This is a genomic window from Apibacter adventoris, assembly GCF_002964965.1.
In the GTDB taxonomy this organism is placed as follows: domain Bacteria; phylum Bacteroidota; class Bacteroidia; order Flavobacteriales; family Weeksellaceae; genus Apibacter; species Apibacter adventoris.
The window spans coordinates 207615-220224 of record NZ_PSZN01000002.1 but is presented as its reverse complement, the minus strand read 5'-3'; the positions used below and the strand labels follow the sequence as shown (position 1 = coordinate 220224).

Annotated in this window: 14 protein-coding genes and 1 pseudogene; all 15 read left to right on the top strand. The window is 26.3% G+C overall.

Features of this window, described 5'->3' with window-relative positions; genetic code table 11:
* A pseudogene (locus C4S76_RS11720) lies at nucleotides 1–404 on the top strand (hypothetical protein); the annotation flags it as partial.
* A 5-nt stretch (nucleotides 405–409) separates the two neighbouring features.
* Nucleotides 410–1306, top strand: coding sequence for a hypothetical protein (locus tag C4S76_RS01755; protein ID WP_105192972.1), 897 nt, complete (start codon nucleotides 410–412; stop codon nucleotides 1304–1306).
* Nucleotides 1307–1311: 5 nt separating this feature from the next.
* Nucleotides 1312–1968, top strand: coding sequence for a hypothetical protein (locus tag C4S76_RS01750; RefSeq protein ID WP_146105659.1), 657 nt, complete (start codon nucleotides 1312–1314; stop codon nucleotides 1966–1968).
* Nucleotides 1969–1986: 18 nt separating this feature from the next.
* A complete protein-coding gene (locus C4S76_RS01745; RefSeq protein ID WP_105192090.1) occupies nucleotides 1987–2166 on the top strand; it encodes a hypothetical protein in 180 nt (59 codons plus the stop codon).
* Complete coding sequence (locus tag C4S76_RS01740) at nucleotides 2147–3148, top strand: hypothetical protein (protein ID WP_105192088.1); 1002 nt, start codon at nucleotides 2147–2149, stop codon at nucleotides 3146–3148. Before C4S76_RS01745 ends, C4S76_RS01740 begins: the two co-directional genes overlap by 20 nt.
* 344 nt (nucleotides 3149–3492) lie before the next feature.
* Nucleotides 3493–3852 carry a CHAP domain-containing protein gene (locus C4S76_RS01735; protein ID WP_105192086.1) on the top strand — a complete coding sequence of 120 codons (360 nt, stop codon included), beginning with the start codon at nucleotides 3493–3495 and terminating at the stop codon, nucleotides 3850–3852.
* 2 nt (nucleotides 3853–3854) lie between these two features.
* Nucleotides 3855–4781: a hypothetical protein gene (locus C4S76_RS01730; protein ID WP_105192084.1), complete on the top strand. Its 927-nt coding sequence runs from the start codon at nucleotides 3855–3857 to the stop codon at nucleotides 4779–4781.
* 36 nt (nucleotides 4782–4817) lie between these two features.
* A complete protein-coding gene (locus C4S76_RS01725; RefSeq protein WP_181044025.1) occupies nucleotides 4818–5648 on the top strand; it encodes a DUF3828 domain-containing protein in 831 nt (276 codons plus the stop codon).
* 142 nt (nucleotides 5649–5790) lie between these two features.
* Nucleotides 5791–6930 (top strand): SH3 domain-containing protein, encoded by a 1140-nt coding sequence (locus C4S76_RS01720; protein WP_105192080.1) that lies wholly within the window; start codon nucleotides 5791–5793, stop codon nucleotides 6928–6930.
* 294 nt (nucleotides 6931–7224) lie between these two features.
* The gene (locus tag C4S76_RS01715) at nucleotides 7225–8844 is read left to right on the top strand and encodes a DUF4139 domain-containing protein (RefSeq protein WP_105192078.1); all 1620 of its coding nucleotides are present in this window, start codon (nucleotides 7225–7227) and stop codon (nucleotides 8842–8844) included.
* Nucleotides 8845–8949: 105 nt separating this feature from the next.
* Nucleotides 8950–9570: a SagB/ThcOx family dehydrogenase gene (locus C4S76_RS01710; protein ID WP_105192076.1), complete on the top strand. Its 621-nt coding sequence runs from the start codon at nucleotides 8950–8952 to the stop codon at nucleotides 9568–9570.
* Between the two features lie 62 nt (nucleotides 9571–9632).
* Entirely contained in the window at nucleotides 9633–10556 is a 924-nt protein-coding gene (gene menA, locus C4S76_RS01705; protein ID WP_105192074.1) for a 1,4-dihydroxy-2-naphthoate octaprenyltransferase, read from the top strand.
* 10 nt (nucleotides 10557–10566) lie between these two features.
* Nucleotides 10567–11271 (top strand): YjjG family noncanonical pyrimidine nucleotidase, encoded by a 705-nt coding sequence (locus C4S76_RS01700; protein WP_105192072.1) that lies wholly within the window; start codon nucleotides 10567–10569, stop codon nucleotides 11269–11271.
* A gap of 4 nt (nucleotides 11272–11275) precedes the next feature.
* Nucleotides 11276–11758: a ribonuclease HI gene (rnhA, locus tag C4S76_RS01695; RefSeq protein WP_105192070.1), complete on the top strand. Its 483-nt coding sequence runs from the start codon at nucleotides 11276–11278 to the stop codon at nucleotides 11756–11758.
* Nucleotides 11759–11930: 172 nt separating this feature from the next.
* Nucleotides 11931–12536 carry a C40 family peptidase gene (locus tag C4S76_RS01690; RefSeq protein ID WP_105192068.1) on the top strand — a complete coding sequence of 202 codons (606 nt, stop codon included), beginning with the start codon at nucleotides 11931–11933 and terminating at the stop codon, nucleotides 12534–12536.
* Nucleotides 12537–12610 lie beyond the last annotated feature (74 nt).

Genomic DNA, 12610 nt, shown 5'->3' with positions numbered 1-12610 from the left:
AATCATTTAATTTAATTGCAGGCAAATATTATTCGACATATTATTTAGGTAACAATAAAAAACGCACTTCTGGATGGACTTCTGAACTTCAAAATATATATGCTGAAGATTGGAATCAAGATCTTTCGTTAATTTCAGAAGGCTCAGCAATGAAAGATGGAACATGTTTTCCAAGTGTTTCACATACTAATGGAGAAAGTATAGATTCGGATTATTTTAATTTAATAAATACACAAAAATATGTGAATGCAATGGCAAATTTTGGCATAACAACATTTTATTTTAAACCAGGAATGAAGTTAGTCAAACCTAAAAAAGCAATAACATTTAAAGAAGATTCTCATCATAAGGCTCATCTTTATTGTGGAGTAAAAAATATAGCTGTAATAGAAATAAAAGAATAAATTAAATGAAAAGAATACTTAGTTTAGTAATATTTGCATTGACAATTAATATTTCTTGTCAAAAAAAAGAAGTGATTCATAATATGACGGAATCAACAATAGATAGTTTAGTAGAAAAACCAAAATTATTATATTTTGATGATGATAATATTGAAGATAAAGCACAGATTCAAGAAAAAAATAGCACAAAATTTTTAAATTTTGTTCTTAAGATTTATTTGTCATCTCAAAGTAAAACAATTGAAATACCTGTTTTAAATAATAGTATATTGTATAATAATATAAAAACAGATTATTATGTAAGTGATCCGATTATTAAAGGTAAAATTATAGAGCTAAGTGTAGATTATGCAAATCAGGTTACGAAGAAAAATATTTCAGGAGAAAAGAAAAATTTGATTGAAAAGATTAAGTTTAGATATGATATTCATAATAAAAAAATACAAGTTATAGGATATGACTTAAGTTATACGAAAGATAATAATGGTGCCTATACTAAATCATTTAATTTAATTGCAGGCAAATATTATTCGACATATTATTTAGGTAACAATAAAAAACGCACTTCTGGATGGACTTCTGAACTTCAAAATATATATGCTGAAGATTGGAATCAAGATCTTTCGTTAATTTCAGAAGGCTCAGCAATGAAAGATGGAACATGTTTTCCAAGTGTTTCACATACTAATGGAGAAAGTATAGATTCGGATTATTTTAATTTAATAAATACACAAAAATATGTGAATGCAATGGCAAATTTTGGCATAACAACATTTTATTTTAAACCAGGAATGAAGTTAGTCAAACCTAAAAAAGCAATAACATTTAAAGAAGATTCTCATCATAAGGCTCATCTTTATTGTGGAGTAAAAAATATAGCTGTAATAGAAATAAAAGAATAAATTAAATGAAAAGAATACTTAGTTTAGTAATATTTGCATTGACAATTAATATTTCTTGTCAAAAAAAAGAAGTGATTCATAATATGACGGAATCAACAATAGATAGTTTAGTAGAAAAACCAAAATTATTATATTTTGATGATGATAATATTGAAGATAAAGCACAGATTCAAGAAAAAAATAGCACAAAATTTTTAAATTTTGTTCTTAAGATTTATTTGTCATCTCAAAGTAAAACAATTGAAATACCTGTTTTAAATAATAGTATATTGTATAATAATATAAAAACAGATTATTATGTAAGTGATCCGATTATTAAAGGTAAAATTATAGAGCTAAGTGTAGATTATGCAAATCAGGTTACGAAGAAAAATATTTCAGGAGAAAAGAAAAATTTGATTGAAAAGATTAAGTTTAGATATGATATTCATAATAAAAAAATACAAGTTATAGGATATGACTTAAGTTATACGAAAGATAATAATGGTGCCTATACTAAATCATTTAATTTAATTGCAGGCAAATATTATTCGACATATTATTTAGGTAACAATAAAAAACGCACTTCTGGATGGACTTCTGAACTTCAAAATATATATGCTGAAGATTGGAATCAAGATCTTTTAAATAAAATATTGTTATATGGAAATGAGAGGGAGTGATGCTTTATTTAAATTTTGATGGAAGAGTATGTTAGGTTTGACTTACAAAAGGAATGGCAAAATAAAATACTTAAATCATTTGCCAAAGAACACAGAAAAATCATCACCACCAAAAGTAAAGAAAAGGATGACGCAGTTAATTATAAATATACAGAAAATGGATACAAAACAAAATTGAATGCTCCAAAACAAGATTAAACAAAAGATTAAAATAATAGTATATTTCTTTATATTATTAAATTTTAATTCATGCCAATCCCAAGAAAAGAATATAGCTTTAGGTATAACTTATAATAATATTACCAATTTTTCTGACGTAATTTATGATGATTACAGTGGGGTAGGAATTACTCAAATTAAATCTGAAAGTATTTCAAGCTTTCTAAACACTAAATCCAGATATTTTATTCTATGGAATGAAGAAAACATTTCCAATACAAATAATATTTCTTTTACAGAATTAGCCCTTATTAATTCTAAAGATGATATAAAATCTGGAAAAGAAAAAATAAGATACCTGTTTATAGAAAGGAAAAAAGGAAAAAATAAAGAATTAATAGATACTTTAAAAATACCAAAAGGCTTTGATTATTCTCAATTTAATTACAAATCTGGTAATGTTGATAAAACAGGTATTGCTATTGGGAAATATAGCAACAGTACAAAAAAAGAATCTTTTGAGTTATACGAACTTTATGGTATAAGTAATGTAGGGAAAATAACTAGATTACCATTATCAACTATTATTTACGATTGCCCTCCCCCAACATACTATTTAAGAGAATATGAACCAGAAGAATATACATATAAAACTAAGCAAGAATATAATAAAAACAAAATTATTTCAAGTAAATGGTTTGGAATATATCATGTGGTAAGTAAAGAATCTAAAGATTGGAGGGAAGATAAAAGTATTACATTAAGTATTTCAAAAGATTCTATAATTTATGAAATAGCAGGTTATCAGATTTATCAAAAATATTTATTAACAGGAAAAGAAGTTGATAATAAATTATTATTGTCTTATTCAAAGTATTTAGATGGTAGTGAGAGCGCTATATTAGAAAAAACAAAAGATTTTGGGAATATATATTTTGATGGTAAAAAATATTTATGGGAATCTCCATATTTAGATTTTTATTATGATAATAAACAATATATATTAAATAAAATGCAGTAAATAAATATACATAACTAAGACTCCGCCTAGTATTTATCTCTTTTTTTCAATACTAAAAAAATGAAGAATTACTTTAAAATAAAAATATAATTCCTTTTTTATTACTTATAGCTTTGATAAGTTGTAAAGGAAGAACAGAGCAAAAACAATTTTTAGATTTTCAAAATAATGAAATTATCTGATGCTGTAAGGATAGAAGAAAAGAAAACACATTAATAAATAATTTTTATACATTGGGAGCTTATTGACGTAACACGATCTTTTGATAAACCTATCGAAGAAAAAGATTTAGAGAATTTAAAAAAAATTAAAAATTAAATTTTCAGAAGATACCTTAAAAATTAATGACAACACAAAGTGATTTTAGAAAAGCTATAAATTCTGATAAAATTGATTTTGTTTCAGGAAGTAATAAATCGGATTTTAAACCAGAAAGAGGAGATATATTTGTTTGGCGAAAAAGTAATGGTGTTGGTCATACAGGAATAGTATATGAGTATGATGAATCTACAGATTTAGTGACTATTTTAGAGGCAATAGGAAGAACAGGGGCTGTAGGAGAATCTCAACAAGTTAAAAATGGTGGATATTCAGGAAAAGGCTGTTCGAGGACGGCTATTTATATGAAGAATAGTGGAGCATTATCTAGTCATGATGGATGGAAAGGATATTTTAGACCTAAAAATTATACTAAAAAATTATAATTATGAAAAACAATTTTTTATATATAACCTTAATTATAATCTCATGTACTTTAGTTTTTTGTAAAGGGCAAGATAAAGAAAAGTCTTTGATTGAAATAAAAAATAAAGTAGATAGTTATTCTTTTGATAACATATTAAAATGCGGAGACTTTTCCTTTGAAAATGGTTATTTTGTAACAGCGGATTATGGCTGTATTTATAGTCCAAAAGAGAATAACAATTTAGGAAATATTCTAATTTATTATATACCTAAAAATGGCATAAATTTAAATACTGAAGAATCTGTTAAAGAAATTAATGAGTTATCTATTGATGAACTTAAACGTAAATTTAACATTTATGTTTTTCTGATTGAAAAAAAGTATTTAAACTATAATAAATCAGGAGATCCAATATATTATCAAAAAGATAACTATATGGAGAAATTATTTACAAATAATTTAAATGAGTGGGAATTATTAGATTCTATTAAAATTCAGTCCTTAAATGAAAATAATTTAGAACAAGAATGGAGAGAAAATTTCATAAATACTAAAATTCAAAAATTAAGAACTAATAATTTTATCACAGTAAATAATATTTCTGAAAAATGGTATGGGAATTATTCAGTATGGTTAGATTATGGAGATATAGGAGGGCAAAAGGTAGGTTATGAAATTATTATAGAGATAACAAAAGATAGTATAAAAGCAACGGGAGACGGTTTTCAAATGAGCTTTATAGACCTATTAACAGCTAAAGAGGAAAACAGTAAACTCATTTTATATCATTCAAGGAATTTGTATGGATATAAACAAGGGGGTGGGATGAATCCTGAATTTGTTTTAATTGAAGATAAAGGGAACTATTATTTGACAACCCAATGGGTATCTCAAGATGTAATAACAAAACCTAAAAAACTAGGTTATGAAATAATAAAGAAAAAATAATTATGATATATAAAGTTCAATAAAATAGCAATGGGCATGATTAAACCTGTTCTCTTTTTATTCCTTTTCTTTTGTAAGCAAAAAGGAATAAAATATGATGACAACAATTTATTGGAGCAAAATATTTCCATACAACAAGATTCGGCAATTGTTTTTTTAACAAACTTTTATTCAAATTACATTAAAGAAGGAATAAGAAATTCTCCTAATGAGAAGGCTTTAAATTCTTTAAAAGAAAAATATTTGTCTAAAAAATTTTTATCCAGACTTAGCAATAAAGAACTTGATTATGATCCGGTAATTAATGCACAAGATTTTATAGAACAATGGTTAGAAACAATAAATATAGAGCCTTTAGTTAAAGGACAGTTTTATAAAGTATGTCTTCCATATAATGATTTTGAAGGAAATCATAATCTTTGTATGAAAGTGAAATTAGAAAAAACAAAAGAAGGTTATTTAATAGATGATATAGAAGAATATAAAATGAAGGAAGAAATCACTGGTCAAATAGAACAAAAAAATATTGTAACAAGTTGGAAAGGAAAGTATGTGTATTTAACTAATGATAGAGATAACTATAAAAATGAATATAAAATAAACATTAAATCCTATGAAGATGTAAGAATATTAAATATTATAGATAATGATACCATTAAGTATAAGTCTAAAATTATTTCTTTACAAACTAATAATGGAATTTCAGAAATAGCTTTACCCCTAATTTCCTATCAAGGAGATAATAAATCTGATATTGATACCCTTTATTTAAAAAAAGAAAAAGCATCTTATTTCATTTCAGGAAATCCTATTTATGAAATTAATCCTGGAAATAATACTTGGAGTCCTTTAGAAATATCTAATTAATATTAAACAAAGAGAAGTGAATATGATAGTTATACTTAATCTAATAATTAAACTAAAATATTTATTGCATATAAATTATATGAAGAATATATAATAAACCTTAAATGAGTCGGATAATTATTTTAATTATTTGTGCATTTTTATGAAAAACAATTTTATATATATAACCTTAATTATAATCTCATGTACTTTAGTTTCTTGTAAAGGGCAAAAAGATCAAAACAATAATAAAAGTACAATGAATATAAATAATAAAGAAAATGCACCTTACAATATATATAAAGATGGAGAATTGGAGATTAATTATGATAAACTTATTATTAAAAATAAGGAACAAATAGAAAATGAGTTTAATAAATTTAATTATCAATATCCATCTCTGAATCTATTCATTGAAAAAATAAAATATTACTATGGAGTTAATATTGATAAATATAAAGAAAATATAGTAGTCTTAGACCAGAGTCTATCTCCTGTCATAGCTATTAAAAATTTACCTGCTCTTTATGTGGAAGATATTAAAGGAGATATAGATGGATTAACTTTACTTCATTATAATCAATTCATTTTTTGTGATAATAAATCTTCCCTAGAATGGTTAAAAAAAGAAAGACCCGATTTAATTATAGAATTAGTAAAAACTTTTGGATTTGATAAAAACAATACTATTTTAAAATATGCATTTAGCAATACTAATTTTAGAAACAAATTTGCTGTAAAAGAATTAATTTTTGAAGAAAGGAATCATACCTATATCTTAAGGGAACATTTAGTAGATAAGATTAGAGAAATAGAATATAATAAACAAATAATTAATGCTTTTTCAGAAACAATTCAAGGAGATTTCTATTATACACTATCTGATATTATTAAAGACATAGCAGACACTCCTAATGATTATAAGAATAATGAGTATTCAATCGCATTTCTCTTAAATGAATTAGCCTTATCAGGCATAACCGGATACATAGATTATTTTTATGAAAATTATCCATTTTATAAAAAAAATATTCTCAATAATGATTTTTATAATTTTAAAATGCTAAAGAAGTATACGGAAAAAGTTTATGAAAATAATGATCTGGAGGCAATGTATTATATCCAAGACCCCGATGGATTTACCAATCTAAGGAAAGAAAAGAATTCCAAATCAGAAATAGTGCAGCAAATAAAAAATGGAGAAAAAGTGGAAGTATTAAATGAAGAAGGAAAATGGTGGTTGATAAAAACCCAAAAAGAAAAACAGGGGTATGTGTATTATGACAGAGTAAAAGTTAAATAAAAAATGGTGTAAAAAAGAAAAATGCTTAGTCCTATTTTTATAGGATATTGGTTTTCTGTAAAGGAGCAAATAATAAAAAATACAACATATAATAGCTATAAAGTCTGAGAATTCAAAGTTGAATATGATGAAATTATTGTCAATGAGGAAAAGCATATAGTTTCTAAATAATCATAATATTCTTCCAAAAACGGAATTTTCATTTAAAAAATCAAAACCTAGGCAAAATAAAAAAAAAATTTTTTATGGAAATTTATTAGAAATAACATCTAATAAATAAAAAAAATAAATAAAATGAAAAAGTATTTTTTATTATGCCTTGTATGTTGTACTACATTGTTATTTTCACAAAAACCTATTTTTAGCACGGCAAATACGGAAGCAGTAACCGTCTATTTCAATTCTGCAGAAATAACACAATCTACTAATGTAAATCTTCCGGCAGGAACCTCCGAAATTATAGTTAAAAATGTATCAAACTATATAAATGAAAAAACGGTTATGGTAGGTGCGCCCTCTAACGTTACCGTGCTTTCTGTACAGTTTACCAAGGATTATATTTCTGAATATGACAAAGATCAAAACTTACCCGAGTTAAAGAAAGTAAGAGATAGTGTTGCATGGGTTAATAAAGAGTTGGATAAGCTAAACAATGAAAAAAGCAGTATACTAAAAACTATAGAAATGTTAGATAAAAACCAGCAGATTGCCGGTGTTAATACAGGATTAAATGCTTTAGAATTGACTAAAATTATTGAATATTACCAAAAAAAGAGAACAGATCTTAGTTTCCAACACTCAGCAATATTAGAAAAAGAAAAAAAATTATCTGATAGGCTTATAAGTCTAAATACCAAATTAAACTTCACCAAGCAAGAAGAAGAAAAAATATCTAAGGGTAAATTAATACTACAGGTTATGGCAAATGAAGCTGGAAATGTTCCTTTCAAAATATCCTATTTAAGTGGAGGAGCTACATGGACTCCCTTTTATGATTTGAGAGCAGATAATATATCTAGCCCTATTAAAATGATTTATAAAGCCCAGATAGAACAAAATACAGGAATTGATTGGAAGAAGGTGAAATTGACTCTTTCCAGTGGTATGCCCAGCCAAAATAATCAGGCACCTATCTTAAACCAATGGTTTTTAAGATTTGGAGATTATAACAAAAATAGAATAATAGCAAAAGGACAAATTTCTAAGAATACGATTCAATCAATGGATTGGCAAATGGCTCAAAAAAGTGTAGCAAAAGATTTTGATTCTCAATTTTCTTCAGTAAATTCTAATATAATAGAAAGCCAATTAAATACAAGTTTTGATATAGATATACCTTATGATATTATGTCTAATGGAAAACAACATAGCGTAGTGCTCACTAAAATACAAATTCCGGCCAGATATAAATATTATGCAGTTCCTAGATTAGATAAAGAATCTTACTTATTGGCGGAAGTTGGAAACTATTCTCAATATAATTTATTAAGCGGAGAAGCTAATATAATATTTGAAGGTGTATATGTAGGAAAAACTATTATAGATCCTAACCAAACTTCAGATACATTAAATCTTAGTATGGGGAAAGATAAAAGAGTTTCCATAAAAAGAGAAAAGATCGTAGATAAATCGGGAACTAAGTTTTTCTCATCCAATAAAGAGCAAATGTTTACTTATGATATTACAGTAAAAAACAACAAGAAAGAAAAAATTAATTTAATATTAAAAGATCAATACCCATTGAGTACAGATTCAGAAATAAAAATAGAATTAATAGAAAACGGAGGATCTACTGTAAATAAAGACCAGGGATTTTTGACCTGGAAATTAGAATTAGCCCCTAATGAGGTGAAAAAAATAAGAATTAGCTATAAAGTGAAATCCCCTAAAGATAAAGTTATAGGTAATTTATAAAAGAGGTTTATCTTTAATAAATAGTAATTATAAAAAGAATCACCCATACATCAAGGGTGATTCTTTTTATAAAAAAAACTAATTTTAGCAAAAATTTAAAAATACATGAAAAGAATACTAGCATGGGGAATAATATTATTGAGCATTCAGGTATTTTCTCAAGATTTAAAGACTATAAAACTAAAAGATCCGGATATCAAGAGAGGTTTGCCCGTTATGGAAGCATTATCTAAACGAAAAAGCAGTACAGATTTTTTAGATAAAGAGTTGGAAATACAGGATTTATCTGATTTATTATGGGCGGCTAATGGTGTAAACAGAACCGATGGAAAAAGAACAGCACCATCTTCTCTTAACACTCAAGATGTAGATATTTATATTTGTTTCAAAGAAGGGGTATATTTATACAATGCTCAAAATAAAGAATTAGAACCTATAGCGAAAGGCGATTACAGACATTTGATACATGGAGAAACAGGACCCTGTATTTTGATATTAGTAGCCGATAAATCTAAATATCCACCCAGCTTTAAAAAAGAAGATATTTTTGAATGGAATAAAATAGACGTAGGCATTGTGTCTCAAAATATTTCAGTTTTTTGTGCAGGGACAGGATTGGCTACAAGACCCAGAGCCGGAATGGATAGAGTAGAATTACATAAAATATTAAAACTAAAAGCCTCTCAACATATATTATTAAATCATCCGGTAGGTTATCCCCGATAGCATAAATATTAACTTAAAAAAATAAACGTATTTTTGCCACTTACTTCATATTAAAAAAAATAATGAAAAATTGGATAGAAGCAGCAAGATTAAGAACATTACCTCTCTCTTTGAGTGGCATTATATTAGGAGGATTATTAGCTAAATGGAAAGACTGCTTTGATGGAATCATATTTGGATTATCTTGTCTCACAACAATATTATTTCAGATATTGTCAAATTTTGCTAACGATTATGGAGATGGTGTGAAAGGTACAGATAATGAAAACAGAATTGGACCTGCCAGAGCAATACAATCAGGAGCTATAACCCAAAAGCAAATGTATAATGGAATTATAATTACCATTATACTTTCCCTTATTTCAGCCATTGTTTTATTGGCCTATGCCTTTATTCCCGATTATTGGAATGAATTCTTTATATTTATAGGTTTAGGAGTTGCCTGTATATTAGCAGCTCTTTTTTATACTATGGGAAAGAAACCCTATGGATATATGGGATTGGGAGATATTTTTGTGTTTTTATTTTTTGGATGGGTATCTGTTATAGGAAGTGAATTTCTATATACAAAAACATTTACTTGGGATACCCTATTACCTGCATCTGCAGTAGGTTTATTTAGTGTCGCAGTTTTAAACTTGAATAATATGCGCGATATGGATTCAGATAAATTAAGTCATAAAAAGACATTAGCACTAAGAATCGGGTTTACTAATGCAAAATACTATCAGCTGATACTTATGAACCTTCCATTTATATTATGCTTAATTTTCCTTTTAATACACCAAGATAAATTTATCATTAAAATGGAAAACTTATCCTCTATAACACCGTTTATATTTTTTATTCTCTTTATACCAGATACACAATTAAGACGTAAAATATTAGCAGTAAAAAACCCTAAAGAATTAGATAAATATATGAAACCTACTGCACTTCTTGCATTAGCATTTGCAGTATTATTTGGAATGGGATTAAGCCTCTAATAAATATTAAATGGAAAACAAAATAAAACATATATTTTTTGATCTAGATAATACACTATGGGATACAGACAAAAATTCTAAAATTACCCTTCAGTCAATGTTTGAAAATATGCAGATCAGAGAAAAATATAAAATTAATTTTTCTGACTTTTATAAAAAATATTATGCTAGAAACGAAAAGCTTTGGAGCCTTTATAGACAAGAAAAAGTAACCAAAAGTGATATATTAAATCATAGATTTACAGATACATTTTATGAATTAGGAGTAAAAGATCAACAAATATGTAGTTATTTTAATGACCATTTTATTAATAAAGTTGTAGAAAATAATAATCTGGTAGAATATGCAGAAGATATATTAAAATACCTTAAACAAAAAGGTTACCAATTACATATTATTTCGAATGGATTTATTGATGCTACTGAAAATAAGATACAAAAGACACCTATAAAAAATTACATTTCAACAACAACCAGCGGAGAAGAAATAAATAAGAGGAAACCAGCAAAAGAAGTTTTTGAGTTAGGGTTACATAAAGCAAAAGCAAAGGCTGAAGAATCTTCTTATATAGGAGATGATTGGGAAGGGGATATAATAGGAGGAAAAAATATGGGAATGTTTCCAGTGTTTTTTGATTACAAAAAAGAAAAGAAATATACCTCCAGAGAATTTCCTGTTATACAAGAACTGAAGGAATTAAAAGAAATATTTTAAATTAATGATTGAAGTATTTACAGATGGCTCTTCTTTAGGAAATCCCGGGAAAGGTGGATATGGGATTATTATGAAGCTGAAAGGAACTTCTTATATAAAAAAAATTTCTGAAGGTTTTAGATTAACTACAAATAACAGAATGGAACTATTAGCAGTAATTATTGCCTTGGAGAAAATAAAAAAAGATCATCAGCAGGTAGTAATATATTCTGATTCTAAATATGTAGTAAATGCCGTTCGAAAAGGCTGGATAAATAATTGGGAAAAAAAAAGGTTTGACAAGGTGAAAAATCCGGATTTATGGATACGTTTTTTAAAAATATATAACAATCATACAGTTCATTTTGAATGGATAAAAGGTCATGCCGGTCATCCCGAAAATGAAGAATGCGATAAAATGGCTGTGAATGCTGCAAAATCTGAAAATCTATCAATTGATGTAGGATACGAAAATATTGCTGAAAACAAAAGTGAATTATTTGATTAATTAGAGTATGAAATTTTTTATAAAATCCTTATAATAAAGTTTTTTCTAGGATTTATATTAACAATTATCAATTAAATATTTAAAATTCAACAAATTAACAGAAAATAAAGATTTAAAACTTATTGGCAAATTATTTATATTTATTTAATTTAGCAAATCATAAAAAATAATTATGAAAAGTAGAAAAAAATTATATTTATTATTTTTTGGTTTTGCTATGTCTTTGGCATCGTGTGCATCTTATGAAACAAAAAATGTAACCGCAAAAAATAAAAAAGCTACTCCTTGGGTCTATAATACGAAAAATACACATACTCCGCCCAAGAAATCTACTCAAAAAAATACCCATAATAAATCTACAACTTTAAAGTCCAATAAAACTTATTCATCAAAATCTTCAGACGTTAAAACAGTACTTAGAGAAGCTGAAAAATACAAAGGAACACCCTATAAATTGGGGGGGACAACTTCTAGTGGTATAGATTGTTCAGGTTTAGTCTATATGTCATTTCAAAAAGTAAATAAATCATTACCCAGAAGATCTATAGATATGTCAAAAGAAGGAAATTCGGTAAATATATCGAATGTAAAAGAAGGAGATTTACTGTTTTTTGCCACAAGCGGGTCATCCATAAATCATGTCGGTATAGTATATAATGTTAACAACTTAGGCAAAATTTCCTTTATACATGCATCTTCATCAAAAGGAGTAATAATAAGTTCATTAGAAGAGAACTATTGGAAAGGAAAATATGTAAAAGCAACAAGAGTTTTATAATATTAGCCTTATTTACAAACTAAAATCATATATCGAAATTAGATACAAAAGAAATAAGAAGAAGAAATATATGT